Genomic DNA, 26,794 nt, shown 5'->3' on the forward strand with positions numbered 1-26,794 from the left:
CTCCGACTTTATTCATTCCGCTGGGTATGGACTTTCCTTATGGCTATTTCATGGTGATAGGTTGGTATTTTTTTAACGCCGGTTTTCCAAAGGATTGCCACTTCCAATATGCAGAAGTATTTTAATTCTCCGGTATATTTTTTTTAAATAACTCCAAAAAAATTCAGTTAAAACAAAAGATACGATATAACCATCGGTTAAATATTAAGCTGGTTGTAAAAGCTTAGGCGAGAGGTGATGGTTACATGACTTGCAGAATGGCTGGCACCAGGCGAAAGGCATCGGTGACACGTATTTTTAGTTGGTCAACGCCTACAGATAGCTTTGCATTTATTCAAAACTTTAATATGTTTGCATCCCGTTTCGGAATGAGACACGAAACGTAGTTCCTTCACTTCAAGCCTGGGTGGCGAAATTGGTAGACGCAAAGGTCTCAAACACCTTCGGGGGCAACCCCATGCCGGTTCGAGTCCGGCCCCAGGTACTCTTTTCTCATTTGATTCCCCTAGTCTGCTACGGTAATAATTTCATTGGAAAAGGCCATCGGCTTGTCCGCAAAAAGCATCCGTGTCTTCGCCCAGGTAGTTCTGAATAGCTCTGAATGCCGGTAGTTGTCCAGGTCAGCCGCAGTTTGCCAATGGCTGTAGGTGGTGAAGACGTTTGGTGTCTCTGTGCTTTGCCAGAGCTCCAAATGCTTGCAGCCCTCAAAATTTCTGATCTTACTTTTCGAATGGTTGAAGATTGTCAGGAACTCGCTGACTTTGCCCGGATGAAAGGTCATGCGCACAATCCTGATAATCATAGCTATTCGGTTACAAAATTGATAAATACCGGGGAGTCGTAGTGGAGCCCCAGTAGGTCCGACCCATGGCCGTTGTTGATGCCAATTTCCAGCAAACCCGATTGGTTGAAGATGAAGAAGCATTCGCCACCTTCTACAGAAAAATAAGATTCATGGATTTCGGTAGAGCGCTCCCTCCCAAAAGATATTTCAAAACCTTTTTGCTGGTTCAGCTCCATGATGGTATCAAAGTCCTCTTTCGCAATGTTGGTAATCAAATTGCCGTAATGGTCGATATGAATCACATGGCCGGTGATTTGTTTTTTAGTCGTTTTGCCCTTTTTCTTGATGAGGGTGTTGAGCTCCGGCACCATTTGCCCCAGGTCATGAATAGACTTGCCGCTGGCCAGGTAGGAGGCGGCTTGCGCATACATGTTTCTGGCGGGAAAAGTGGTTTTCTTTTTATTGATGAGGTCGAGCGTTACAATGGCTGTAGGCTTTTGCGTGGAAATCAGGCTGAAGATGCCATTGTCGGGCCCAACGAAGAAATGATCTTCCAGCTTCACTGCCACTGGCTTGTCTTCTCTTTTTCCGGTCGAGTTCACGGCCACCATGTGCACCGTGCCCTTGGGGAAATCACGAAAGACCGATTCAAGAAGGTAGGAGGCCTCTGCCAGGTTGCACGACGCTACCTCATGGGTAATGTCGACTATTTGCAGCCCCGGGTTAACGCTCATTATTGCTGCCTTCACTGCTGCCACGTAATGGTCTGACGTACCGAAATCTGACAGAAAAGTAATGAGAGCCATGTAGGAAGACGCAAATAATAGTTAGTTTTACAGGGGCAAAGTAAATAAAAATAAAGCACTTAGCTGATTACTAACAAAATCTAAAATAGATCATCATTTGATAGAAAAGGTCATCACACTGGAGAATATCTCCCTTCTCGATTTTCTGGGGATTGAGAATCAAAATATTAAGCAAATAGCCCAGGCGTTTCCTCAAAGCAAGATCATATCGAGAGGAAATGAGATAAGGATACAGGGAAGCACGCCCGAAATCATCAGGATCAACGATATCCTTAATTCGCTGATTCAGCACTACAATAAGTTCGGCATGGTAACGGAAGAGAACGTGACCAACTACCTGACGCAGGAAGACGAGACCGTGCTCGATGAGGACAAGGATGATGTGCTTATTTATGGAACCAAAGGGTTTAAGATCGTTCCGAAAACGCCCAATCAAAAAGCGCTGGTAACAGCCTCCCGAAAGAACGACCTGGTGTTTGCCATTGGGCCAGCTGGTACCGGCAAGACCTATATTTCGGTGGCGCTGGCCGTAAAGGCTCTCAAGAACAGAGAGGTAAAAAAAATTATCATCACCCGTCCGGCTGTGGAAGCTGGAGAAAACCTCGGTTTTCTACCAGGCGACCTCAAAGAAAAAATCGACCCCTATCTCCGTCCGATTTACGATGCACTGGACGACATGGTGCCACCGGAAAAACTGAAGTTTTATCAGGAAAACAGGGTGATAGAAATAGCACCGCTGGCCTACATGCGGGGCCGTACACTGAACCATGCTTTTATTTTGCTTGACGAGGCTCAAAACACCTCAGCTATGCAAATAAAGATGTTTCTGACCAGGATGGGGCCTACGTCGAAAGTGATCATTACAGGCGATAAGTCGCAGGTGGATTTGCCCAAAAAGCAAAAGTCAGGCCTTATTGAAGCATTGAATGTGCTGAAAGATGTGAAAGGCATTGGCTTTGTGGAGCTGGATGGTAAAGATGTGGTAAGACATAAGCTGGTAAGAGAAATTATCAAGGCTTATGATCAGTTTGACGAAGGAGAGGAAGACCGCAAATGAATGATATAGCCGTTAGAAAAATCGCCTCGAACGAAGACCTGGAGCATGCCTTTCACATCCGCCGAAAGGTATTTATGGAGGAGCAAAAGGTGAGTGAGGCGGACGAATATGATGGCCTGGATGAATCGTCAACCCATTTTCTGGCCTTTTCTGGCAGTCAGCCTGCTGGAACCGCCAGGTGGAGATATGTAGAAAATAGCGTAAAGCTCGAACGGTTTGCCGTACTTGTTAGTTTTAGGGGAAAGGGAGTTGGTAAAGAGCTGTTGAAAAAGGTAATGGGAGATGTTCTTACGGCCGTGCCGTTAGGAACCAGAGTCTTTCTTCATGCGCAAATCGATGTGGTGCCTTTGTATCAATCGCATGGGTTTGTGACCGTGGGAGACGAGTTTGAAGAATGCAACATTCTTCATATTGAAATGGAATATGATCGCAATAGGTGACTTTGGGAAGTCAGCTTGGAAATTGAGACCAGTTAAAGCTTAAACGATAGAGAATTGACAGCATTGGAAAGAATAACTCATTTTTTTGAGTTGGCAGGCGGCGATCTTCACCTTCTTAAGCACGATTATTTTGTTATTGGCAGCGCCGCCATGGTGCTGGCAGAGTGTGAAATGTACAAGATAGGAGACATCAATCTGCTGACCTCCAGCGCTGACGCCAACTTTCTTAAAGAACAATGGAAAGACAGGCAAGTAAAGGACCATGTATATGCCTATGACCGAATATTCAGATCCAACTCCGGTAGGTTTCGCTTCAAAGGAGTTGACGCAGAAGTAATGGGAAACCTTGAAGTGAATGCGGGGCAACAATGGGTGCCGTTGCTTGTCAGGCAATTTATGAACGTGACAGTGGCCGGCATGCAAGTGAAAATACCCACCATCAAGGAACAGCATCGGATTTATCGTTTCTTCGGTCGGCCTAAAGATATCCAGAAGGCTGAGCTGCTGTTGAGGCATTTATAAGAAGTTTTTCAGCATTATCTTTTGTACAACCTTTTTTAACTATAGCGTCATAATTACTATTTTTAGAAAAATAGTAGCCAATTGATCCGCTGGAGTGCCATACCTTTTGTTAGAATTTTTCTTGCCTGTGCTGCTGGTATCGGCTGCCATGAGTTGTTTCTGAGAGGCACCTGGCTTCCCCCTTCGTATATAGCGCTTATTTGGCTTGTGGTACTGCTTCTTTGGTTTTATTCCAGAAGAAACGCTGCACGGAGTCTGCGTTACCTTTTCGGTATAGTGTTTATGCTTTCGATCAGTTTCGTCGGCATCCTCAGAAAGCAGTCAACAGAAGCCACATTTCAGGAGAATCATTTGTACACCAGCAAGTCGCCGATAGATTTCTACAAAGGAGTTCTGGTAGATGATCCAATAGAAAAGACAAATACCTGGGCGTTTGATATCCAGGTGACTGCCATTAGGTCGGGCGATTCATTGCTGCGAAAGACTGGATTGGTGCAGATATACCTGAAAAAGGACTCCGCCACCACGGCCAATCTTAGTGCCCTGAAATACGGCACGGTACTTTGGATCCACGGAAGCCCGGAAGAAATCAGACCGCTTCGTAACCCTGGCGGATTTGACTTTAAGCAGTACATGGCCAGGAAAGGCATTCATTTTCAGGACTACGTTACCTTCGACGACGTGCTCCTGGCTGGCTCAGCACCTCCTAATAAGTTAGTGAGCCTTTCAATGGGTTGGCGACGTGAGCTGCTACAGGTGCTGAAGGAATACCTTCCCGATGTACGGGAGCGGGGCATAGCTGAGGCGCTGATACTGGGGCAAAAAGATGAAATTGACATCGAACAACGGCGGGCTTATGCGGCAGCTGGTGCCATGCATATTCTGGCAGTGTCGGGCCTGCATGTGGGCATCATCTACATGATCCTGGCTTTCTTGCTGAAGCCATTGGAGAAGCGTAAATATGGCAAGCTGGTGCGATTTATCATTTTGTTTGCCAGCCTATGGGGCTTTGCGCTGATCACCGGCATGTCGGCTTCGGTGTTGAGGGCCGTTACCATGTTTTCTATTGTGATGGTAGCAGAAGGCCTGGGTAGAAAGACCAATATCTACAATTCGCTGGCGCTGGCTGCCTTTCTGCTGCTCCTTTACGACCCCAACTTTCTTTTTCATGTGGGCTACCAGCTTTCATTTCTGGCGGTGCTGGGTATCGTTTACCTTCAACCCTTTCTGTACCGTCAGTGGGCGGCACCTCATTGGCTGCTCGACAAAATCTGGGCCATTACCTGCGTTTCTCTGGCTGCTCAGCTGGCCACAGGGCCATTGAGCATGTACTACTTCAACCAGTTTCCCAGTTGGTTTTTGTTGTCCAATTTGCTCGTCATCCCGGCGGCATTTCTGATCTTAAGCACCGGAGTGGCCTTATTTGTTGTCCATTATGTGTCATCATTTTTGGCCGGGGCAGTAGCCTTTATGCTGAAATGGATGGTGTTTGGCCTCAATTGGTTTGTGGAGTTTATAGAGCAGCTGCCGGCCAGCCAAATCTTCCCCATTTCCTTTTCATCTGCACAAACCTGGCTGTTATACAGTGCCCTTCTGCTGATGCTGCTTTGGTGGCAGAGCCGTGAGTACCGGTGGTTTCAGTACATGGCGGCGTGTCTGCTACTCTTTGTTCTGTCGAAAGGACTTTTTGTAGCAGATAAACATCAGAAAAGGGAGCTGGTGATTTACGAAATGACCGGCTACACCGCCATGGACTACCAGGAAGGAGGGAAGGTGTTTCACTATTTTGATGAGGCGTTTAAGCAGGAGGAACGACTATTCAACCTTAATGTGAGACCCCACCTGATCCAGCAGGGAACAATGATCCCTTTTGTTTCGCATGCCGACAATTGGCTCCCACAAACGGTTTTGATAAAAGACACCCTCGTTGCAATAATGGTCGGCAGCTTGAAAGTGATTCATCTGCTAAACCCACTGCCGAAGCGCAAGGCTTTTTCCGAGCCCCTGGCGGCTGATCTTTTGATTGTCTCCAACCAGAGTTTTTGGTCGACTGATCTTGGGAAGTACTTTGCTCCGCAGGAGATCGTTTTTGACGGAACTAGCAGGTTCAACTACCTGAGCAGAACTTCGAAGGCGTTGCAGGGAACGGGCGTAAAAGTCTATATCATCCCATGGGAAGGTGCCTACGTAAGGGATTTGAGACAGCGAGAGTAGTAAAGCGTACTCGCTCGAGAGCAAGCGCATTTAGCCTGCAACCCTCCAAGGGTTCGCTTTTAGCTAGCCCCTCTCGGGCACATGACAACTGCCCTGAAAAGGACAAACCCTTGGAGGGTTTTACTACAAAACTTCACTACGTGCATTTGTCTCAAGCGCACCTTCGCTGAATGCTTACCGCAAAAGAATCTCCCTGTCCACGTTTACCTGTTCCAGAAAATAGCTGTCGTGCGACACCACCAGCAGCGTGCCCTCATATTCGTTGATAGCCCCGGTCAAAATCTCTATGTTCTGAATGTCGAGGTTGTTGGTGGGTTCGTCGAGCACGATAATGTCAGGTGCCTGATTGCTAATTGTAAGACAGCACAGCATCAAGCGCATTTTTTCGCCGCCGCTCAGCACGCCGCACGACTTGTCCCAGTCCTCCTTCGAAAACAGGAAGCGGGCCAGCCTTATTTTGACTTCGTGTTCCAGCAATGGTGGCTTGGAGGTGTTGAATAGCTGAGCTTGTTCATAAACAGTGAGCTTGTTGTCGATCAGCGAGTAATCCTGGTCGATGTAGATGGCTGAATTGTCCGTCCTGTAGATGGTGCCTGATTGGGGCTTTGTGTCGCCAAGTATTAGCTTGATCAACGTCGTTTTTCCCGAGCCGTTCAGGCCTTTGATAGCTATTCTATCGCCGCTGTTGATGCGGAAATCAATTCCATCTTCCCAAAGTGCCTTTTCATCATACCCGTAGTTTAGTTTTTTCCCCTCTACCAAAACCTTGCCTTTATGCAGGTTGGAGCGGTCGAAGCCAAACTTCATTGCGTCCCTGTCGGGCAGCTCTTTTCTGAGGGCCGTCAACGCTGTTGAAATGGTGCCGATTTTCTCGGTGTGAACCCCTTTGAGCCGTGAGGTGCTTTTCTCCGCTTTGTCCTTCATGAGGTTCATCATCACTTTGGGCATCCCGGCTTTCTGCTGCTTTTTCTTTCCCCGGGCATCCTGCTTTTGCTTTCTTTCGGCGGCTTCTCTTTCTACTTCCTTCGCTTTGCGAAGGGCCTTTTCTTTGCTGTTCACGTCGTGTTGGAGTGCCTGGCTTTCGATCTCCTTCTGCTCAGCGTAGAACTCGTAGTTCCCTCCGTACATGGTGATTTTGCCCCGGCTGAGCTCATAAACATTGTCAAGCAAGTTCAAAAGCTGCCTGTCGTGGCTTACAACCACCAGCGTTAGCGCATTTGACTGCACCAGCTGGTATAGCAGCTCCCGGCTGCCGGTGTCGAGGTGGTTGCTGGGCTCGTCGAGCAGTACGAGCGCCGGTTGATGGATGGCAATACCTGCCAGACACACCTTAGTCTTTTGGCCCCCACTCAGGGTGCCCATGCTGGTGTTTAAAGGCAAGTTGCCAAGCCCCCAATGTGTAAGGGCCTCGCTGCAGCGCTCCTCAATGCTCCAGTCATCGTCGAGGATTGCCATGTTGGTTTCTGTTACGCTACCTTCCAGTATTTGCTGAAGGGCCTCGATTTTGCCGTCAACTTTTAGCGCCTGGGCAACAGTAAGGTCATTGAACTGCCCGAACAACTGCGGAACGTAGTAGGGTGCTGCGTCGGACTGCACTGTCCCGGCCGACGGCTCCAGTCCGCCTGCCATGATTTTCATAAGCACACTCTTTCCTTCACCATTGTTGCCAATCAGGGCAATTTTGTCGTGCCTGTTGATAGAAAGGTTGAGATGACTGAAGAGCACATCCTTGTTGGGATGTGTATAGGTAATATCTTGAAGAATAAGCATAATTTCTTTTCAGGTAGTGGAACAAATACAGCAAAGTCCCGGGGAGGGTGCTGTTTACTTTTTCTGAAAGAAATTAGATTTCACATGGAGTATGACTGTCTGGCTTTTGTCGTACGGAAGCAAGGACGATTTTGTTGCAATGGCCCGGCTTTGATCGAACCATTGCAACTAATCAAGAGCAAAATTATACAGATTTCCACTTTAACCCGAACAATGGCCTCAGGAATTTCACTCTTCTGATCACCTCATAAGTTGCAAAGCATCCCACGCTTGTGACAACCAAAACCATCAGGAACTGGACAGGTGCTGGCAAGTCGAGCTGGAAGATGTATTTCGAGCCAAGATAAAGAAACACCATGTGCAGGATGTAGACCGGATAGGCTGCCTGACTCAGATAAGTCAGGGCTTTGCCGCCGTGATTCAGGTATTTGTAACCAAAGGCGAAAACTGAGAAAATCCAGAAATTTGACTCAATAGACTGCAGATGGTTAGGAGCCATTTGCTTGAAAACAACCATCCGAATGACGAACAGTGCAGAGCCAATGACCACAAATATCCACTTCCACTTCAGGATCAGTTCCAGAAAGGGCTGCCCGCTGAGCACGAAACAGAAGCCAAAGAAAAACGCCAACAAGCCCAGGAAGAATCCGTGCCATGTGGTGGCGTAAAGGGAGTAAATACCCGGGTTCACCAGCCAGGCTTCTGCGGCGAAAGTTGCCAAAGTAGCGAAAAGGCCAAGGGGATTACCAAATAGCCACTTGATGCCTTTTGCCAGCTTCCCATCGTCGTGGCCTTTCAGGTAGAAAAAGATGGGAGAGAGCACCAGCACATAGGTGAAAATGTTTCCAAGAAACCACAAGTGACCCGGGTTGTACTCGTAGCCGGCTGTCATCTTGTAATAAGACTTCCACAGGTAGATATGGATAGGCACTATGGCGAACATACCGAAAAGGAAAGGCACCAGTATCCGGCCGGTGCGTTCCATCAGCAGCTCCTTCCAGTTCCTGCGGCGCAAGGCAAAATAGACGCCCATGCCCGAAACAAAGAAAAGCAAGGGTATCCGCCACACATTCAGCATCGACATGGGAATCCAAAGTGATTCCCATGTCTTCGTAGAGGCAATGAAGCCAATCATCACCCCCCAGGTTTGGAAACCGATCGCCACATGGTAGATCAGCAGCAAGCCGATGGCGATCACACGCAACCAGTCAATATCGTACCGTCTGTTTGTTGTTGTCATTTGAGTATTCTTTGTACCGGTTATTATTTCAGCATTTCAGCCACCTCAGGTCTTGTTTTTTCTATATAGGCATAGTCTAGCTTAAGGCCCATAGGGGCAAGCATGGTGGCCATCATTTCGTAGCTGCCTTTTACGTCAGCGTACGGTACTGCTACACCGTCATAAGCAGTGGCGCCATATTTATTCTTAATGGTTTTGTCGGCACCCTTATCGAGCAGCATCTGCACGATTGCGGGGCGGCAGAAGAAAGCAGCCGAGGTCAGTGCAGTAGAACCATCATTGTTTTGGAAATTGATGTCAGCACCTGCATCGATAAGAAGTTTGGCTGCTTCGGGTTTGCCGAACACTGCCGCTGAGATCAATGGACTGGAGCCTCCGAATGGGTCTTTCTCATCCAGGTTGGAGCCGGCAGCGATATGCTGCTTTACTGCTTCAAGGTTTCCGGAGATTACCGCCGTGTGAATGTCAACATCCGGTGCTGCAACTGTTGTACTTTCGCTGGCCGATTCACTTTTCACTTTTTTGTCGGAGCAGGCTGCAGTCACTAAAAGAGCGGCTGCGAGCGTCAAATGTGTCATTGTTTTCATTGTGTTTTTCATCATCGTTTTCATAGTGCTGTGTTTTAAGTTTTTGCAAGAATTTGTTTTGATACAAAGGTGGGGCATACCGTGACGCAGCGTTAAACATGGATGACGCCAAAAGCATAAAGTTTGCTGAAGCATTAGCATTTATGACGATTCGATATAAAATATGACGCAAGCCGGGTAAAAAGCTTTGGAAATGAAGTGATTAGAGGAGGTTGCTACTTCAAATGGGAATCGCCATTTTTGTTGAGTCAAAAGAAACCACCGCCACCTAACGATGGAGAACCAAACGTCTGCGGGCAATCCGGCAGAAAACGATTTTTTGAACCAACTAACAGAGATCATCGGCGACAACCTGTCGGATGAAAACTTTGGAGTGTCGGAGCTGGCCAGTGAGGTGAACATGAGCCGTTCGAACCTCCTGCGCAAAATCAACAAACTGACCAAACTGTCAGCCAGCCAGTTTATTCGCCAGGAAAGGCTAAAAAAGGGCATGGAGTTGCTCCGTCAAACCTCGATGAATGTGTCGGAGGTGTCGTACAAAGTGGGTTTTGGCAGCACATCGTACTTTATCAAATGCTTTCGGGAGTATTATGGTTATCCGCCAGGGGAGGTGGGGAAAAGAGAACATCACGAACCTGTGAGTTCGGCTGTTGTTGAGAAAAGAAAGTCGCTCCTGGTTCCGGCATTGGCGGTGGGAACCTTGCTAGTTATCGGGGCAGTGGCCTTGTGGTTTTTCAATCAGCCGCAGGCACCGGAAGCTGCGTCGGCTCCGCTCGATAAGTCAATAGCCGTGCTGCCTTTCAAAAACGAAAGCAACGACTCCACCAACGTTTACCTTATCAATGGGCTGATGGAGTCGACCCTGACTAACCTGCAAAAGATGCGTGACGTCAGGGTGATCAGCCGCACATCTTCTGAAAAATACCGCAACACCAGCAAGTCAATTCCTGAAATGGCGAAGGAATTGAACGTAAGCTATTTCGTAGAAGGGAGTGGACAGAAAATTGGTGATAAAATATTGTTGAACATCCAGTTGATAGAAGCAGCCACCGACCGCCACCTTTGGGCCAAACAGTATAGAAGAGAGGCGAAAGATATTTTTGAATTGCAGGAAGAAGTAGCCAAAAACATCGCCGAGGAGATACAGGTGTTCATTACACCGGAAGAGGAAGAAAGAATTGGAAGGCGGCCGACAGAGAGCCTCGCAGCCTATGATTTTTACCTGAAAGGCACCGAGCTATTTTACCAAAGCACTGGAGAAAGTCTTAGGGCTTCTATTCCCTATTACAAGAATGCTATTGATATCGACGATCAATTTGCCCTGGCCTATGCCGATCTCACCATGGTGTATTTTTACCTGGATATCTATCGATCAGATAAGCAGTACAAAGAGGAAATAAGCCAGGCCTCGGAAAAGGCATTTGCTACTGATCCGACGCTGGCAGAGAGCCTTGTGGCAAAAGCTCTGGCCTACATTTATGAGGGAAAAAACGAGCAGGCAGTGCCCTACCTGGAAAAGGCGCTGGAGTACAACCCCAACTCGGGTGTTGTTCTTCACTTTCTTTCTGAATATTATTTTTCCCGCCAGCCGGATACGGGCAAGTATCTGGAGTATGCTTTGATGAAAGCGAGAGTGGACATTGCGGCCGACTCCGCCACCCAGAGTTACAACTACCTGCAAATAAGTAATGCGTTGGTGCAGGCAGGGTTCGTGGATGAAGCACTTTTTTACATCGACAAATCCCTTGCGTATGAGCCTGGCAACACTATAGCCAAGATGGTAAAAGTATTCACCCAGCTAGCCAAAACCAGAAGCTTTGTTAAGGCAAAAGACTTTCTACTGAAAGAGCTGGAAAATGATCCCAACAATATGATGTTCTTACAAGAGTTGGGTAACACGTACTTTGTGCTGAGGGACTATGAAAATTCTTACCGTTACTACAAAAAATTCGTCAACCTGAAGGACAGCCTTCATCTTGATTTGTATGCCCACGCCAACCTTAAGATTGGGGCTGTGTATGAAAAAATGGGTTTTAATGAGGAGGCCCGGCTATTCGTCAGTCGCTATAAACAGTATGCCGACAACGACCCGACGATTTACATGCATGTGAACCAGGCCGCACACTTCGCCTATTTGAAAGATTGGCCAAAAGCCATCGAGGAGGTGACCTTGTTTTCAAAACAGGATAACTTCTACATTTGGGTGCTATTGCTGGATATGGATCCCATGTTTGAACCTATCAAAGATTGGCCTGAATTTCAAAAGGCATTTGGCGAGGTAACGGCCAAGTTTTGGAGGGACCATGAGGAGATTAAAGCCCACCTGGGGGAGAAGGGGCTGCTGCCGATAACACTTTAGTCCCTAATCAAACTCGCTGGGTTTGTGTTCCATGTTCTTCCAATACTAAGTACAACGGTAGTTATCCCAAGCACAAGCACGCCAAGACAGGCTGCCACAAACGCCCAGGGGCTGATGCCGTCTCTCAGCGCAAAGGACTGCAGCCATTGGGACACCAGCCAGAAGCAAACCGGTGCGATCATGACGAACGAGAGACCAATGAGCATCAGGTATTCCGTTGAAAATAGTCTCACGATGGAGCCATAGCTGGCACCAATGATTTTGCGAACGCCCACTTCCTTTTTCCTTTGTGAAATGGTGAGGGAGCAGAGGCCAAAAAGCCCCAGACACGAGACCATGATGGTGAGTACGCTGAAGGAAGTGAACAGGGTAAGGGCTCTGTCTTCCTGATCGTACTGAGCGGCCAGGGATTGATCCAGGAAATGGGCGCTAAAAGGGTCGTTCGGAAAAAGCTTTTTCCACTCTTGCTCCAACAAAGGCATTTGATCAGCCACCGGATAGTCGGCCCGGAAACGCACCAGCATATGCACGGTAACGTCATCGCCAAACATGATGATTGTGGGCTCCACCCCCACATGAAGAGACTGGAAATAATAGTCCTCCATCACACCCACCACTTTCACAGAGCCATCGGCATGCACCTGCTCGCTGAGGGGATCGTCCCAGCCCCAAAGTTGAGCGAATGCTGTATTCACAATGGCGGTGGTATGTTTATCTCCAGGGCGGGTTGCGTCAAAGTTTCGCCCTTCGAGCAGTGCCACGTCCAGTGTTGGCAGGTAGTCAGCATCAACGGTAAACACATTCACCAGCCTGCTCTCGCCATTGGGTTTTACGCCCAATGTGCCTTTTCGGGGTTCTTCGTCAGGAATAGCGCCATAGCCTGTGCCAGATACCTTTTCTACGGCGCTGTTTTGTAGCAAAATCTGTTTGAACACATTCAGACCACCTGCCGCCAGCGAATCGTCCGGGGTGTCGATCACTACCACGTTCTCTTTACGGAAGCCCATGTCGTAGTTGCTCATGAAACGCATTTGCCGGTGGATCAGCAGCGTACAAATGATCAGTCCCATGGCAATGGCAAACTGCACCAATATGGAGGCTTTGCGGAACCATTGACCCCGGATGCCAGTGATTTTTCCTTTCAGCGCCTGTAAAGGTTGAATAGAGGAAGTGAAAAAAGCTGGAAAGCTGCCAGCCAGCACACCCACCAGCAGCACTGTGGCAAAAGAGAGCGAGAGGAAGGTGAAATTGAACAGGCGGATGGCTTCGAAGCTTTTACCGGTAATTTCATTGAACAGCGGCATGGCCACCACCACCATTAGCATGGCAATGATAAAAGCCATCAGGGCGATGAGCACCGACTCGCTGAGGTACTTAAACACCAGCTGGGGAAAACGGGCGCCAACAATCTTACGGATGCCCACCTCCCTGCCTCGTTCGAGAGACTGCACCAGAGAAAAGTTGATGAAATTGATGCTGCCTATAACCAACATGAGCAGCGCCACTGAAGCAATGATATAAATGAAGGCCATATTGCCCTTTGGGCTGTCATCGTACGTCGGCTCCCTGAAGTGGACGCCACTCAGTGGCTCCACTGGCATGGCGATGGTGAGGTCAGCCTCGTCCAGCAGGTCGTTAAGGGTTTTTTCAGCCTCGCTCACCATTCGTTCTTTGAGGGAAATGAGCGCTGGATCGGATTGAAGGTATTGTTCTTTGAGCAGCACATAAGTATGGTATTCAAAATCGAACCACCCTTTCTCCGCCTGGCTGTCCATTGACACGAGGGCAGAAAATTTAAGGTCGGTAGCCGTCGGAATGTCGTGCATGAGCCCCGTGACCTGGTAGGGCTGCTCATTGATGGTAAGCACTTTGCCCATCGGCTGCTCTGCACCAAAGTACTTCTCAGCCAGGGTTTTGGTCAGCACGATGCTATTGGGAGCTGTGAGGGCGGTGCCGGGGTCTCCTTCAACGAGGGGGAAAGTAAGTACCTGAAAGATTTCCGGGTCGGCTTGGAACATGTCATTCTCCTGAAAGATGTTGGAGCCGTACTTGACTGACCGAACAGTCATGGAGGTTGTTCGCACTGCCTCCTCCACTTCGGGAAAGTCCTGCTTCAGCATGGGTGTGAGCGCTCCCGGAGCAGTAGACACTTTGGTGACCGACTCGCCTGAGTTGATCTGAGACGTGACCACGTAGATTCGGTCGAGCTTCTCGTGGTATTGGTCGTAGCTAAGCTCTTCGGTAATGTACAAGCCGATGAAAATACAGGCAGCAAAGCCAATAGCCAGGCCAAACACATTGATAAAACTGAGGGTTTTATGGCGGGAAAGGAAGCGAAGGTAGGCGGTTAGGTTGTGCATGCTGAAATGGTTTAAGTAATGCTATGGTTGAACTGATAGTAGTTGTCGGTCAGTATCCAGAGTCAACAATGCAGTATTTGGTTGGAGGGTTGTTCAACGGAGTGCAGGAACAAAGGCTTCGGCTGCAAATTTGGCTGTATATGTTTTATCGCAGCCACAAACCTTGCTTTCAGCTGCCGAGGAAATTCCTGAGTGCGAATAAATTTGTATATTTGTTAATATGAAAGACGCAGTAAAAGACGCATTAAGAGCTGAAAAAGCAATGAATGAGGCTTTAAAGAGAGAAAAGGCATCTCGCCAAGAGAAAAAATAATTGGTTGCTCCAAAAGTGATAGTTGTTGCAGAAAAAATCTGAATTCAGCTCGTCGCCATTTTTTATTGTCATTGCCGGACCCAACGGTGCCGGCAAGTCGACTACGAGTAAAGAAATACTTAGGCCGTATGAGATAGAAGCCTTTGATTGGGATAAGGAATTCCAATCAGTATGGAGAAAATTTGACTTTGATCCCCTGCTTGCCGAAGGAATCAGGGAGTCTATCAACTCAAAATTTGAATCGTATTTGTCTCATTCATTTTCACAAGATAAGTCGGTAGCCTACGAAACAAATTTCCACTCAGAATACAATATCCAACTAGCGCAAAAAGCTAAGAAATTGGGTTATGCAACGATTCTATACTTCTTGGCGCTGACCAATCCTACCATTGCAATTCCAATGTCGTTAAGTTAAGGAATCGGAATACTAAACGTCACTCACCCCAATTCACAAATGACAAGGAAAGTTCGTTATTCTCCCTTCGGGGCCGGGGTAGAAAAGGCTTAACTTAACGACATTGGGCTCACACCAGCGGGGGTACAGTAAAGTCAACGGCAGTCTTCCAAAAGCCACTTAGACGCCAGGTCAAGAAGCAGCGTGGCGTCAGTACCCGGATTGTGAACGAGACCAACAAATTTCATCACCTGATGTGGTGAAACATGGAGCACTTTTAGGCAAACGGTGTTGTGAAAGACAGCAATGTTTAGTCCCTCGTCTGGGATACCAGACACTAGCGCATCCTCTATTTTTTCTTTTAGCGCATCCGCTGTTTTTGCCGGAAGCTTGATGGGTGCGGTAATCGTGACTACAACAGCTTTCCCTGTCGGTATCTCACCTTCCAAAGAGGCTTTGAGACTCCCCAGGAGGCGTACCACAACTTTATCAAAGCGTAAGCCAAGCGTGGTTAGGCTCAGTCCGTTGGCCCTCACAATGGCCTCGGCTATTTGTTTTTCGGTGTTTGACATGCTGAAGGATTGCCACTCTGGTTGAAACCAATGCTTACACCAGGGATGTTTCTTTTTCTATGATCCGTTTATTTCCACCAGGTTTCACCTGCTACCAAATACTTCTCTTTGATAAGCTTTTCATTGAGCTCGATCCCGAAGCCCGGCCGGTCGCTGAGCTGGATGTGGCCGTTTTTAATGACCTCTTTGTCGTAGCCGAGCACATCAGGGTCGCCGTTGATGCCATTGCCTGCCTTGTTCTTAGGATGGAAGATAAACGCTTCATGAGCCACAAACTCCCTCACCGATGCGGCGAAATTAGCTGAGGCAATGGTGGCAATCGGTCCGGCCACGTTGTGTGTACACACGGGGATGTAATAAGTCTCAGCCATGTCGGCGATTTTCTTGGCCTCCAGCAGCCCGCCTGCCATGGAAACGTCAATCTCTATCATGTTCACGCCCTGGTTCACGATAAAAGGCCGGAAGTCATCACGGGTATACAGGTTTTCGCCTGTCAGGATGGGTACGGGCGACTTTTCTGTCAGCTTCACCCATTGCTCATTGTAGGCGATAGGTAGCGGGTCTTCCATCCAGATGGGACGTATAGGTGCTACTGCATTGGCCAGCCGCAGGGCACTGTCGAAATCAAACTCCCAGTGACAGTGCACGGCAATATCGAATTCGAGCCCGAGCGCTTCTCTCATGTTGGTGTAGCCTGTTCCATTGCGGTCTGCTTCTATATTTGATAGCCGGCGGTTGTCAAGCTTGTTCCACTCCTGGTCTCTTAGGATATTGGTTTTACAGGCTGTCCATCCCTGGCTTTTCATCAGCTCGGCAAATTCGGCGCAGGAGTCTTTGCTCAGCATGTCCTGAGGGCCCGACGAGGCATAGGCCCTCACTTCCTTTACGTGGCTGCCACCGCCTAATATTTTGTGCACAGGCTGTTCCGTGATTTTGCCGATCAGGTCCCACATGGCAAACTCCACACCGGTGATGGCGTGGGTGGCCAGGCCATGGTTGCCGCCATAGTAGGAGGTGCGGGTACTCATTTTGAAAACGAGGTATTCAAGGTCCAGCGGATCCTGATCCATCAGAATGGGCTTGCAAACATTTTGGATGATGTCTTTGGCACCATACCCAGTTTCATCGTGGTGGCATTCGCCAATACCCACCAGCCCCACATTGGTGCTGATCTTGACGAGCGGACTTACCCGAAAGCCAATTTTGGTTAATACACATTGTACATCGGTTATTTTGACTTTTCCGGCAAGTGAGTTGGCCAGCAAATCCAGGTACGGCATAAAAGCCAGAGCAGGCGTGGCCAGTGCTACGTTTCGGACAAAGGTTCTTCTCTTCATGTAGGTAGTGTTTGGGCGTTTGATAAAAATAGGGAATTATATCACTTATCGACAAACAACCCGGCAAAATAGCCATAGAGAGAGCCATACCCAGAGGAACCGGCGTGGAACGATGAATATGTAGGTCGAAAGGCTAAATATTCATTCCCCAATGGTAGAAGCTATTCCCGCTTCGGCGGCGGACCGATCGCTCCGGCGAACCGGTGGCCGCAGAAAATCAAAATTTATACACATGAATCCATGCCTTTCATTCCTTCAGGCGGGCCTTCTGAGCCGGTACTTAATGAAGCGATGCTGGCCTATATACACCTCGCTTTCTTCTGTGAAGCCGAGACGCAGCAGGCCTTTCACCCTGGTTCGGCTGGGGGGAAACAGCACGGTGACGGACTCCAGCCCCATTTCTGTAAACGCCCGGCCAATGATTTTCTGGTAAAGCTTTTTTCCAAGGCCCCAGTAGCCGGGGTGCAGCACCAGGGCCAGGTCCGCTTCGCCCGCCTCAGGCTGCAAGCCACCCCAGCCCGCAAATACATCGTCGACTACAAATGCCCACGGGCCATAGCCATGTTCGTCCCATAGCCGGGTTTTGGCCGCCACAAAGGCAGCGCAGGCGGCTTCGTCAAAGTAGTCGGTCAGCAGGGGCATCTGCCGCCTCACGAGGGGGTTGTTCATCAACGCCACGATGGCTGAGGTGCTTACCTCAGAAAGCTGCCTGAATTCAATAGTCATCTTTTTCTAATAGGGGTAATATGATGGATTGAAGGGTGGGGAGCACCTCTTCCCGAAACCAGCTGTTTCTCTTTTGCCAGATATTGTTGCGGGGCGATGGATGGGGAAGGGGTAAGTATTCCGGCAGATAGGCTTGATAGTTCTTCACTGTCTCAGTTAAAGTGCTCATGCATCTTTCTTTCAAATAGCAGGCCTGGGCATACTGCCCGATCAGCAGTGTGAGTTGTACTTCCGGCATTGAGGCGATCACTGGTTGATGCCACAGCGGCGCACATTCCGGCCTTGGCGGCAGGTCGCCACTTTTTCCGGTGCCAGGATAGCAAAAACCCATGGGCATGAGTGTCAGCAGTCTGTCATTGTAGAAGATTTCCCGGTTCATTCCAAGCCAGCTTCTCAGGGTATCGCCGCTGGCATCGTCCCACGGAATGCCACTTTGCTGCACTTTGAGGCCGGGCGCCTGCCCGATCACCACAATCCGGGCCAATGGGCTGGCCTGAATGATGGGCTTGGGTGCATACGGCAAATGCGCTTTGCACACACTGCAATGTCTTATCTCGTTGAGGAGTTTCTCCATGGTAGGTTCACATAAAGCCACCTGAAGCAATGAGCTTCAGGTGGCGGGTTTCATATGGCAGGGAACCACTATTCCCGGCTAAGCTTTTTCCAGTTGTTGTCGGCTTTGGCGGCCAGCTGGCTATGATTGCCTTCCAGCCACAGCTGCTGGGCGTCCACCTCCAAATCGTACAGGAAAAGGTAGTATTTCCCGTCTTTCACCACAAATTTGTTGGGATCAACCCTGAATTTGGCCCCTACCGACACCCCAAAGGCGCAGTAGCCTCCGTATTGTGGCAAATACTTCTCAGGGTTGGCTTCAAAGGCCTTTTTCTGTTTAGCGTCCGTGAAGTAGTAAGCTACGCCGTCGTGGGTCGCCTTAAACTCCTTCTGGCCTTTTTGAGCGATGCCTAGCTCCAGATAAGACACCGGACTGTAGCCCTGCAGGGCAATTTTGCTGTCGTCAATATTGTTGACCGACTTAATGTTCTGAGCAAGGCCAATGGTTGACATCAGCAATGCTGTGAGTAAGAATGAGAATGTTTTCATGTTCGTTTATTGATTTTAAAATGATAAAAAGATTATTAATGGTTATTATTTTGAGGTGACCTCTTCGGGCTTGTGCAGGCTTACTACCGTTAACACAGCCAGGCCATTCACCAGATAGTAGTAGGTATCCAGCCCCTTAAAAGAGAAGATGAAGGGTGCCAGCGTAAAAACTACCCCAACAAGGCCATCGACAATCAGATGTATGCGGTAAGGGATCACACGCACTATTCCCAGGTGGTGGTCGGTTAACACGGTGAGCACAAAAGCGGCGACGCCCGTAGCCACCGACAGCTGCAGGGCGAAAGCATTTGACCCACCCAGCCCCAGCACAAAAGGAAGGGCCATCAATGCAACCGCCACCGGGTAGTCGAGGTAAGCGTGGATTCTCTTGGTTACGAATTTCATCTGACGGGTGGTTTAGGCTTTAAAGTATTGTTCCTCTACAATCTGCCCGTTTTCCCATGATGTCTTCAGGATTTCGTGCCATAGGATTTTGCTTCCGTCTTTCATGTCGAAGTCGAAAGTGAATTCGGCAAAAGAGGTGTCTCCGTTGAGGGCGGCGTGGTGCAGCTCAATGCCATTGACTTTTGCTATGGCGCCGGCAAACCCCTGCATTTTGGCAACCATTTCCGATTTGTTGTGGGTTACTGTACCGTCAAAGTCGATGGTTTTGGCATGGGCAGCAAAGTACTTTTCAGTGGCTTCCACTATCTGCCCTTTCTTTACCAGCTCGTTTTTGGCTGAGAAGATTTCGTTCAGCGATTGTTCCATTTTCTTTCTTTTTTAGATCATTTGTCAAAATTGACAGCACAAAAGTGCGGCGATCAAAAGGCAGGAAAAATGAAGCAGATCAAGAAAAGAGGTTGATGTAGTTCAACTTCTTCGGTGCGCTTTTTTGTTGCGGATTCGTGACAGAAACTCGGTGGTCATACCCAGATAAGAAGCCAGGGCGTATTGTGGCACCCGCTGAATGAAATTGGGGAAGTTCAGGATGAAATTCTCATAACGGGCTTCGGCAGAGTGGCAAAGGTTGAAAATGATGCGCCGGTGCTCAAAGGCCAGTCCTTTTTCGGCCATGATCCTGAAGAAGGTTTCAAACTTATGGTTCGCCTTTTTGAGCTCCTGCTCTCTGCTGTATTCAATTTGAAGGAGGATGCTGTCTTCCAGGGCCACAATAAAAAGCGTTGCCGGATGCTGGTAAATGTAGCTGTTGAAGTCCGACACCCACCAATTTTCGATGGCAAACTGAAGGGTGTGTTCCTGCCCGTCGTGGACGGCATAGCTTCTGAAGGCGCCCTTTACTACAAATGCCCGGTGCTTGTTGGTGAAATTGGGCTGCACAATGAATTGCCGTTTTTTTACATGAACCTCTTCATAGGGTGCTAAAAATTGCTCTGACTCTTCGTCGGTGAGCGCAACGAAGCTACGAACATACTGGAGAAGTTGCTCTTTAATCATTTTTCGGAGTATTCAGATTGTTGGTAGTATGCGCCTGCAACCGGTTTTGCATAGCCACAATTTGATCCACAATTTATTTGATCTTAGCTGGATCGGGGCAAAGTTGCTGCTCCTTGTTCACAATATGTCTGCTGGCAGGCAATTTTCTTCGCATCACCTGGGCCCACGGAGTTTCCTTAACCTGAGGTTTCAATTTTTTGTCTTGTGCGAGTGTAACTGTTTAGCTATGCCTTAGCTGAGACATTCGGCACGGCTTTTACTCTTTGGCTTTTGTTTCTTGGTCCCAGAAATAGGTTTCGTAGTCGGTTTCAGGGATATTGGATACTGCTCCTAAAATGCGGGCGATGGTGATGATTTGCCCCCGGTGATAAGAGTTGTGATTGATCACATGCATAATGAAGTCGTGTCTTGTTCTCGTCATGACTGGCGAGTTGATGTCAGCCGCAAGCTGTTTTTCACTGAATGTAGTGTAGGTGTCGACCATTTTTTCTGAGCCTCGCAGCAATTCTTCAATCACTGCTTCAATCGACTTCACCTTTATTGTTTCGTCCAGTTTTTTGACGTCACCTTCGGTAATCACTTCATACCAGAAGAACTGTGCATTTTTCATGTGCTGCAAAGTCAGGTCGATGCTGGCAAAACTGGCATTAGTCTCTGTGTAGAGCACTTCATTGGATGACGTTTGTAGCCATTGAGTCAATCTTTCATTGGCCCAGTGGTTGTAGCGGATGTAGCTGGAGATTGTTTCTTTTAGTGTCATCAGGTAATAGTTTCTGCGGCAAGGGCTTGTGTTTCCACGAGCGTCTCTGTAAATATTCTGATTTTTTCCGAAGGAAGGAATTCAAGCTGAAAGCTTGATAAGCGATTTCCGCCTTCGCCAGGGTTTGGAATATATATTTTGATATATTTTTTATCTGAATTAGTAATCAGAAAATCTAATCGGTATGATAATCGACGACTCTACCGGTTTACCGTTTTGTAGTGCTGGGTTGAATGATAGATCAAGAGAGTTTAGGGCTTTTACAGCCTCTTCGTTAGCCGCTGCACAATTGCCTTTCATTACTTTTACATCTTTTATCAAGCCATCGGGGCCAACCGTTACTTTCAGGAAGACGGTGCCAACAAAGTCGACACCTTTGGGGTATCTTAGGTTGGCTTTTAGCATTTCATATAGTTTTGCTTGGCCGCCCACTGGTTCGGGCATCGATGGTTCATCTTCGATAAGATAAACGATTCCCGTCAACGTGATCTCTTCTTCGATCGGATTGATCGCTGACGTGTCTGCAGGCAATACATCGTCCTTTGTACAGGACTGTGTGGTAATAGCCGATGCAGCAACCATTGAAGCTACTGCGTATTTTACGAACTGTTTGTTTAGTTGGGAGTGCTTGAAGATGCCACAAAGTGATTCGTCTGACGAGCGGATAGTTTTGTTGATATAGCTGTCTGTCTTTCGGGTAAAATCGATCACCTTTTTGGAGCAGCTGTCGCAAAAGAAATTGGTTCCGCAGGGCTGTAGATTGGTCTTATTTTTTTCGCAGGCAAAGCGAAGACTGGGTTTGTTGAGGCTTTTCATTGCAGTAGGTGTTTCTTATACAATCAGAAGTGTGCAGAAAAGTCACAGTATTTGTAAGGCTTTTTTAAGCATGTGAGCCAAGCTTCCTTTTGATCAGTCTCTGAGTTGTGCAACAGCAAGGAACCGCTTGCACGGATGTGGATGTGCCCGTGCCTCTTGCTCTAAGAGTCACCCCTCCTCCAAAATATACCCGCTCCCGTGCATGTTCTGGATCTTGACGGCGTCGTCGGAGCTCAGGTACTTTCGGAGCTTGGAGATGTACACATCCATGCTGCGGCGGGTGAAGTAGGTGTTTTCGCCCCACACCTCCCGGAGGATTTTGTCACTTTCCACCAGCTGGCCCTTGGCTTCGCATAGCATCTGCAGCACCCGGGCCTCCTTCTTGGTCAGGTGGAGGGCATTGCCATCGTGCAGCAGCTGCCGGTTTTTCAGGTGGAAGGTGTGGGAGCCAATCTGGTAGCTCTCGGTAGCCGTGCCTGAGCTGCTTTTGCCGCTGCGGCGCAGCACAGCCTGTATCCGCATAATGAGCTCTTCTTCGTCCACCGGCTTCACAATATAGTCGTCGGCACCGGCCTTAAAGCCTTTCATCTTGTCGATTTTCATCGACTTGGCGGTGAGAAAGATCAATGGAAGGGTGGGGTCAATGGCTTTCAACTTACCGGCCAGGGCAAAGCCGTCCATTTTGGGCATCATCACGTCCAGGATACAGATGTCGAACTTACCAGGCTGGAAGGCGCTCAGCCCTTCTTCGCCGTCTTTCGTCCATTCCACTGTAAAGTCGTGCATTTGCAGGTACTCTTTCAGAATATAGCCAAGGCTGTGGTCGTCTTCTACAAGTAAAATGCTGCTCATGACACCTGGGGTAAAAAGATGCTAAACTCGCTGCCAGCGCCCGGCTGACTCTTGAGGCTGATGGTGCCCATATGAAATTCCACAATGCGCTTGACATAGCTGAGCCCCAGCCCAAAGCCTTTCACAGTGTGGATGTCGCCCTGCTGAGCCCGGTAAAACTGATCGAAGATGTATTTCTGTACCCGCTCGTCGATGCCAATGCCATGGTCTTTTACCACCAGCAAGATGCCATCCTGTGCTGTGTCGGAAGTGCTGATGTTGATTTTGGGTGCTCCGTTGGTGTACTTCTGTGCATTGTCGATCAGGTTGTACAGCACGTTTTTGATGTGGGTTTCATCGGCCGTGATGAGGTGCCTCTTTGCCAACAAGCTGAGCTTTATTTCACCTTGCTTTTCAGCAATGATCATGGTAAAGCTGTCTGCTACTTGCCGGATCACCTCATGGAGATCAAATGTCTTTTTTTCGAGGTGGAGATTACCCGAGTCGAGCATAGCCATCTGCAGGATTTTGTCCACCTGGGTCTGCAACCTTTTGCTCTCTGCGCCGATGAGGTTCACGTAGGAAGTCATCTTTTCTGAGGTCTTTACTTCCTCTTTCGCTTTCAGCGATTTGGCCGCAAGCGAAATGGAAAAGATGGGTGTTTTGAACTCATGGGTGAGGTTGTTGATGAAGTCCCGCTTGAGATCGGACAGTTTCTTCTGCTTGTTGATCGTGTAAATGGTGTAGCCAAATGCGCCTAGTATTACCACAATGAGAATAAGACTGGTGCGGATGATATCTGCAGACTCTCCCAGCACTGCCGCCCCTTTGTTGGTGTAGGTCATGGCGATGTCGAGCTTTTTGGGATAAATCATGCAGAAGCAAAGGTGATTGTCGGCTGCCATCACGTTTTTGGCTTCTGGCTGCACGGGCCAGTTGCCACGGTGGATCATGCAGCCATATTCGCTTGATGTGTAGCCGTCTACCCTGTAGTCGAAGTTGGGATAATTAAGTGCCAGCACCTTGTCGATCTCCGTCTTCAGCTTCAACTGGAGCGGATCGGTGACCTCGGAGGTGTTGGTAAATACAAAGGAATCCGTTCCCCTGATGTCATCAACCAGGTCTCGCAGGTCGTCGTTGTACATGGAGTTGTCGTAGAGGTCGGAGAGGATGTCCGGCACCGCCATGCTCATGACGTTCCTGTTGGTTTCGATGTCCTGCTCGAGAATGCGGTATTGATTGTACAGCAGCACACCCAGCGAGGTAACAACCACGAGGAAGAGGAGGATGAAAGTGTACTTTGATAGTTTCATGTTACAATATGCAATAATGAAATCCTTCGACTCCCTTTAGGGTTGGGGTAAAACGAAGGATTTCATTATCGCTTTTTATTTTTACGTCATTGCGAGGCTGTGCCAATTGCTTGTTGATTGTGTGCATAATTCTGTCACAGTTGCGGTAATTTTTTTATTCCGGAGCGATGTTCTAACAGACAGATTGCTTCAGTCGCTTGATGATCTTCAACATAGATTGCATGTTGTTTCGCTCCATCGCAATAACCGTCAGGTGGTGATTCCCCTCCTCAAATGTCGCAGATCGCTTTCAAAAATTAGCTATATTTAACCAAAGCCGCCCCTTTTTAACCTTTCTTTAACACTTTTAACTTTTGCTTAAGTGAGTTTAACGCTTTGTTAACCCAAATAGAAAAGATGAAGCCCTAAACTGCATGAAAAACTCAAAGTCATGCATAAACTCAAATTAATCGGACTCCCTCTTTTATTACTGTCCTGTCAACTGTTCGCCCAGAAGGCCAATATCCTTGTGGATGCCAATTGGCTGAAAAACAGAATGAAACAAGACAACCTCGTGATCCTGCACATAGGGCAAGAAAACAACTACAAGCAAGAGCATATCCCCGGCGCTGTTTTCATTGCTGGGGATGAGTACACCGTCGATGACGACCCCCATGTTTTTGACCTTCCGCCGGACGCCACACTAAAAAGCATCCTGGAAGGCAAAGGAGTCAGCTCGTCAACAGACGTGGTGATTTACACAGGTGAAAACTGGATTCCGATGGTGACCCGGCTCTACTTCACCTTCGACTACCTCGGCCATGCCAGCAAAACCTACATACTGAATGGAGGCTTAAAGGCCTGGAAAGACGGTGGAGGGGCTCTGTCTGCCGAAACACCCTCCCCTGCAAAAGGAGCTTTCAGCATTAAGCCCAACCCGGGGCTTGTGGCCGACCAGGCCTACGTGCTGAAAAGTATCGAAGATGCCAATACCAATATCGTCGACTGCAGGGCAGCGGTTTTCTACAATGGCATCGAGCCTACCCACGGGGCCAGAAAGGGCAGGATACCGGGTGCCAAAACCATCCCTTATACAAGCCTGTACGAAAAGACCAGCACAGGTGCCTACGAGTTCAAGTCGCTGGAAGACTTGGGGGGCATTTTTGCGGCACAGGGGCTGTCCAAAGACAAGCAGCTGGTGCTCTACTGCCATATTGGTATGCAGCTGACGGTCGTTTACACGTCGGCCAAACTGCTTGGGTACACCGATATCAAAATCTACGACGGCTCCTTTCATGAGTGGGGCCCCGATGAAAAACTCCCGATAGAAATAGACTGATATGTCAAAACAACCAAAGGTGCCGCAGCCGTATTGGAATCCTTACGTCTGTGGGATAGGCCTCGGCCTGGTACTGCTGGCAGCGTTTGTCGTCATGGGCCGTGGCATTGGCGCTTCAGGCGCCATGACGTCGGTAGTAGCTACAGGCGTAAAATCCGTGTCGCCCTCCCATGCCGAAGCCAGCGCTTTTTACATGGGTTACCTCGGTGATGGCACCGTGAGCCCGCTGAAAGACTGGCTGGTGTTTGAGGTGCTGGGTGTGCTGATTGGCGGGTTTCTCTCCGGGAAGCTGGCTCATCGGTTCAAGTTCAAAGTGGAGAAAGGAGAACTATTGTCGAACAACAGTCGCTTCTTGTACGCCTTCCTGGGGGGCATCATCATGGCGTTTGGCACCAAGCTGGCCAGGGGCTGCACCAGCGGACAGGCGCTGACAGGCGGAGCCCTGATGAATGTAGGCAGCTGGATTTTTATGATTGCATTATTCATCGGCGCCTATGCCATGGCTGGCGCTGTTAAACGACTTTGGACATGAACGGGCCCTTTTACGAATTTGGATGGATAGGAGAGGAGGCCAGTCTGGCTTTTGCGTTAATAACGGGCGTGGCCTTTGGGTTCTTCCTTGAAAGAGCGGGGCTGGGCAGTGCCAAAAAGCTGGCAGGGCAGTTTTACTTTCGTGACATGACTGTCTTCAAAATGATGTTTACAGCCATCATCACGGCCATGCTGGGCGTGTTCTGGCTCAGCTGGGCGGGGCTGCTGCAGGCCGATATGATCTACCTGACGCCGACCTTTGTCTGGCCACAGTTCATCGGCGGGCTGGTGTTTGGTGTGGGCTTTATTGTCGGCGGCTACTGCCCCGGCACCTCCTGTGTGGCGTCTTCTACCGGGAGTCTGGATGGGCTGGTGAACGTCGCCGGGCTACTGTTTGGCATCTTTTTGTTTGGGGAGTTGTACCCCTGGCTGGAAGGTTTCTACACCGCCGGGCCGCTTGGACAGGTGACAATGGACGACTACTTCGGCATCCCGGAAGGCATCATGGTGTTTCTGTTGGTAAGCATGGCGTTGGCGGGCTTTTGGGCGTCGGAGAAACTTGAAAAAAAGTATTCGGGCCAATGAAACAACTCACCTTCAATCAGAAGCTGGCTGCGATGGCCTTTTTGCTGGCTGTGGCGTCGTTGGTAGTGGCGCTGGCCTTTCCCAACGGCCCGAAGAGCGTGAGTCAGGAGCCCAGGTTTGTGTCGGTGGTGACGCTGGCTGAGCGAATCAAGAACCGGGAGCCGCTGGTGCTTATCGACCTCAGGGAGCCCGATCTCTTCGAAGAGTTTCATTTGCCTACGGCTGTGAATATGTCGCTGAATGAGATACAGGAAACAGGATTGGCCGAAGGCACAACCTACGTTTTTTATTCTGGCGATGACCTGCTGACACGGCATCTGTGGATTTCCTTGCCTCCAGCCATTAAAAAGCAGTCATCCATTTTGTATGGCGGCGTGCACGACTGGTACAATCATCTGCTCTACCCAACGCTTCCATTGGAGATTCGTGGCGAAGACTCGTTGATGGCTGAGAAAGTAGAGGCCCTTACCCGTTTTTACGGCGGGCAGGCGGAATTTGAAAAGGACAGTACCGGGCTTGCTTACTACACCAAAGACATGGGCAAAGCTTCCTGGCCAGTAGTAAAAAGGGTGGGGAAGCTGATGAGGAAGGGTTGCTGAT

28 protein-coding genes and 1 tRNA gene are annotated in these 26,794 nt (G+C 48.9%); 11 read left to right on the forward strand and 18 right to left on the reverse strand.

From position 1 onward, the window contains the following. Window positions 1–400: 400 nt before the first annotated feature. Window positions 401–484, forward strand: a tRNA-Leu gene (locus AAC052_RS23710). A 21-nt stretch (window positions 485–505) separates the two neighbouring features. Here the strand turns inward: AAC052_RS23710 and AAC052_RS23715 are convergent. Both AAC052_RS23715 and AAC052_RS23720 read right to left on the reverse strand, forming a co-directional pair. After that, the gene (locus tag AAC052_RS23715; protein WP_339815734.1) at window positions 506–802 is read right to left on the reverse strand and encodes an antibiotic biosynthesis monooxygenase family protein; all 297 of its coding nucleotides are present in this window, start codon (window positions 800–802) and stop codon (window positions 506–508) included. Window positions 803–804: 2 nt separating this feature from the next. Next, window positions 805–1,590: an SAM-dependent chlorinase/fluorinase gene (locus AAC052_RS23720; RefSeq protein WP_339815735.1), complete on the reverse strand. Its 786-nt coding sequence runs from the start codon at window positions 1,588–1,590 to the stop codon at window positions 805–807. Window positions 1,591–1,687: 97 nt separating this feature from the next. Between AAC052_RS23720 and AAC052_RS23725 the strand changes: the two genes are divergently transcribed. The 4 genes from AAC052_RS23725 to AAC052_RS23740 all read left to right on the forward strand — a co-directional run bounded on the left by AAC052_RS23725 (window position 1,688) and on the right by AAC052_RS23740 (window position 5,823). Next, window positions 1,688–2,647 carry a PhoH family protein gene (locus AAC052_RS23725; protein ID WP_151999517.1) on the forward strand — a complete coding sequence of 320 codons (960 nt, stop codon included), beginning with the start codon at window positions 1,688–1,690 and terminating at the stop codon, window positions 2,645–2,647. Next, window positions 2,644–3,087, forward strand: coding sequence for a GNAT family N-acetyltransferase (locus AAC052_RS23730; protein ID WP_339815736.1), 444 nt, complete (start codon window positions 2,644–2,646; stop codon window positions 3,085–3,087). The genes AAC052_RS23725 and AAC052_RS23730 overlap by 4 nt, the downstream gene beginning before the upstream one ends. 54 nt (window positions 3,088–3,141) lie before the next feature. Continuing rightward, window positions 3,142–3,609 (forward strand): hypothetical protein, encoded by a 468-nt coding sequence (locus AAC052_RS23735; protein WP_339815737.1) that lies wholly within the window; start codon window positions 3,142–3,144, stop codon window positions 3,607–3,609. An 81-nt stretch (window positions 3,610–3,690) separates the two neighbouring features. Beyond that, on the forward strand, window positions 3,691–5,823 hold the full coding sequence (locus AAC052_RS23740) for a ComEC/Rec2 family competence protein (RefSeq protein WP_339815738.1): 2,133 nt from the start codon (window positions 3,691–3,693) through the stop codon (window positions 5,821–5,823). 174 nt (window positions 5,824–5,997) lie between these two features. Here the strand turns inward: AAC052_RS23740 and AAC052_RS23745 are convergent, their stop codons facing one another. The 3 genes from AAC052_RS23745 to AAC052_RS23755 all read right to left on the reverse strand — a co-directional run bounded on the left by AAC052_RS23745 (window position 5,998) and on the right by AAC052_RS23755 (window position 9,444). After that, a complete protein-coding gene (locus tag AAC052_RS23745; protein ID WP_339815739.1) occupies window positions 5,998–7,593 on the reverse strand; it encodes an ABC-F family ATP-binding cassette domain-containing protein in 1,596 nt (531 codons plus the stop codon). A gap of 184 nt (window positions 7,594–7,777) precedes the next feature. Next, window positions 7,778–8,833, reverse strand: coding sequence for an acyltransferase family protein (locus AAC052_RS23750; RefSeq protein WP_339815740.1), 1,056 nt, complete (start codon window positions 8,831–8,833; stop codon window positions 7,778–7,780). A gap of 23 nt (window positions 8,834–8,856) precedes the next feature. Further along, on the reverse strand, window positions 8,857–9,444 hold the full coding sequence (locus AAC052_RS23755; protein ID WP_339815741.1) for an ankyrin repeat domain-containing protein: 588 nt from the start codon (window positions 9,442–9,444) through the stop codon (window positions 8,857–8,859). Window positions 9,445–9,694: 250 nt separating this feature from the next. Here AAC052_RS23755 and AAC052_RS23760 point away from each other — a divergent pair, with 250 nt between their 5' ends. Further along, window positions 9,695–11,779: a helix-turn-helix domain-containing protein gene (locus tag AAC052_RS23760; protein WP_339815743.1), complete on the forward strand. Its 2,085-nt coding sequence runs from the start codon at window positions 9,695–9,697 to the stop codon at window positions 11,777–11,779. Here AAC052_RS23760 and AAC052_RS23765 read toward each other — a convergent pair. Further along, window positions 11,776–14,139: an ABC transporter permease gene (locus AAC052_RS23765; protein ID WP_339815744.1), complete on the reverse strand. Its 2,364-nt coding sequence runs from the start codon at window positions 14,137–14,139 to the stop codon at window positions 11,776–11,778. The two genes, AAC052_RS23760 and AAC052_RS23765, sit on opposite strands and share 4 nt — an antisense overlap. A gap of 338 nt (window positions 14,140–14,477) precedes the next feature. Here AAC052_RS23765 and AAC052_RS23770 point away from each other — a divergent pair, with 338 nt between their 5' ends. Then, entirely contained in the window at window positions 14,478–14,867 is a 390-nt protein-coding gene (locus tag AAC052_RS23770; RefSeq protein ID WP_339815745.1) for a hypothetical protein, read from the forward strand. Window positions 14,868–15,001: 134 nt separating this feature from the next. Here the strand turns inward: AAC052_RS23770 and AAC052_RS23775 are convergent, their stop codons facing one another. The 12 genes from AAC052_RS23775 to AAC052_RS23830 all read right to left on the reverse strand — a co-directional run bounded on the left by AAC052_RS23775 (window position 15,002) and on the right by AAC052_RS23830 (window position 23,760). Continuing rightward, entirely contained in the window at window positions 15,002–15,418 is a 417-nt protein-coding gene (locus tag AAC052_RS23775) for a hypothetical protein (RefSeq protein WP_339815747.1), read from the reverse strand. A gap of 68 nt (window positions 15,419–15,486) precedes the next feature. Further along, on the reverse strand, window positions 15,487–16,755 hold the full coding sequence (locus AAC052_RS23780; RefSeq protein ID WP_339815748.1) for a mandelate racemase/muconate lactonizing enzyme family protein: 1,269 nt from the start codon (window positions 16,753–16,755) through the stop codon (window positions 15,487–15,489). Between the two features lie 255 nt (window positions 16,756–17,010). Beyond that, window positions 17,011–17,481 carry a GNAT family N-acetyltransferase gene (locus tag AAC052_RS23785; protein WP_339815749.1) on the reverse strand — a complete coding sequence of 157 codons (471 nt, stop codon included), beginning with the start codon at window positions 17,479–17,481 and terminating at the stop codon, window positions 17,011–17,013. Further along, window positions 17,471–18,055 (reverse strand): uracil-DNA glycosylase family protein, encoded by a 585-nt coding sequence (locus AAC052_RS23790; RefSeq protein WP_339815750.1) that lies wholly within the window; start codon window positions 18,053–18,055, stop codon window positions 17,471–17,473. Before AAC052_RS23790 ends, AAC052_RS23785 begins: the two co-directional genes overlap by 11 nt. 68 nt (window positions 18,056–18,123) lie before the next feature. Then, complete coding sequence (locus AAC052_RS23795; RefSeq protein ID WP_317487629.1) at window positions 18,124–18,582, reverse strand: YHS domain-containing (seleno)protein; 459 nt, start codon at window positions 18,580–18,582, stop codon at window positions 18,124–18,126. A gap of 45 nt (window positions 18,583–18,627) precedes the next feature. Continuing rightward, window positions 18,628–18,987 (reverse strand): hypothetical protein, encoded by a 360-nt coding sequence (locus AAC052_RS23800; protein WP_339815751.1) that lies wholly within the window; start codon window positions 18,985–18,987, stop codon window positions 18,628–18,630. A gap of 12 nt (window positions 18,988–18,999) precedes the next feature. Beyond that, window positions 19,000–19,353, reverse strand: coding sequence for a hypothetical protein (locus tag AAC052_RS23805; RefSeq protein WP_317487627.1), 354 nt, complete (start codon window positions 19,351–19,353; stop codon window positions 19,000–19,002). A gap of 102 nt (window positions 19,354–19,455) precedes the next feature. Next, complete coding sequence (locus tag AAC052_RS23810) at window positions 19,456–20,040, reverse strand: Crp/Fnr family transcriptional regulator (protein ID WP_339815752.1); 585 nt, start codon at window positions 20,038–20,040, stop codon at window positions 19,456–19,458. A gap of 256 nt (window positions 20,041–20,296) precedes the next feature. Continuing rightward, the gene (locus AAC052_RS23815) at window positions 20,297–20,800 is read right to left on the reverse strand and encodes a DinB family protein (protein WP_339815753.1); all 504 of its coding nucleotides are present in this window, start codon (window positions 20,798–20,800) and stop codon (window positions 20,297–20,299) included. Between the two features lie 159 nt (window positions 20,801–20,959). Then, window positions 20,960–21,616, reverse strand: coding sequence for an energy transducer TonB (locus AAC052_RS23820; protein ID WP_339815755.1), 657 nt, complete (start codon window positions 21,614–21,616; stop codon window positions 20,960–20,962). Window positions 21,617–21,784: 168 nt separating this feature from the next. Further along, a complete protein-coding gene (locus AAC052_RS23825) occupies window positions 21,785–22,468 on the reverse strand; it encodes a response regulator transcription factor (RefSeq protein WP_339815757.1) in 684 nt (227 codons plus the stop codon). Further along, window positions 22,465–23,760 (reverse strand): HAMP domain-containing sensor histidine kinase, encoded by a 1,296-nt coding sequence (locus tag AAC052_RS23830; RefSeq protein WP_339815759.1) that lies wholly within the window; start codon window positions 23,758–23,760, stop codon window positions 22,465–22,467. The genes AAC052_RS23825 and AAC052_RS23830 overlap by 4 nt, the downstream gene beginning before the upstream one ends. Before the next feature lie 430 nt (window positions 23,761–24,190). On the opposite strand from AAC052_RS23830, the gene AAC052_RS23835 reads away from it, so the two are divergent. From AAC052_RS23835 to AAC052_RS23850, 4 genes are read left to right on the forward strand one after another with little or no spacing between them, the layout of a single operon-like run. After that, complete coding sequence (locus AAC052_RS23835; RefSeq protein ID WP_339815760.1) at window positions 24,191–25,078, forward strand: rhodanese-like domain-containing protein; 888 nt, start codon at window positions 24,191–24,193, stop codon at window positions 25,076–25,078. A 1-nt stretch (window position 25,079) separates the two neighbouring features. Then, the gene (locus AAC052_RS23840) at window positions 25,080–25,610 is read left to right on the forward strand and encodes a YeeE/YedE thiosulfate transporter family protein (protein ID WP_339815761.1); all 531 of its coding nucleotides are present in this window, start codon (window positions 25,080–25,082) and stop codon (window positions 25,608–25,610) included. Further along, window positions 25,607–26,194: a YeeE/YedE thiosulfate transporter family protein gene (locus AAC052_RS23845; protein ID WP_339815762.1), complete on the forward strand. Its 588-nt coding sequence runs from the start codon at window positions 25,607–25,609 to the stop codon at window positions 26,192–26,194. The genes AAC052_RS23840 and AAC052_RS23845 overlap by 4 nt, the downstream gene beginning before the upstream one ends. Continuing rightward, window positions 26,191–26,793, forward strand: a complete 603-nt coding sequence (locus tag AAC052_RS23850; RefSeq protein ID WP_339815763.1) for a rhodanese-like domain-containing protein — start codon at window positions 26,191–26,193, stop codon at window positions 26,791–26,793. The genes AAC052_RS23845 and AAC052_RS23850 overlap by 4 nt, the downstream gene beginning before the upstream one ends. The last annotated feature ends 1 nt before the right edge of the window (window position 26,794 follow it).

Source organism: uncultured Imperialibacter sp. (assembly GCF_963974565.1).
In the GTDB taxonomy this organism is placed as follows: domain Bacteria; phylum Bacteroidota; class Bacteroidia; order Cytophagales; family Cyclobacteriaceae; genus Imperialibacter; species Imperialibacter roseus.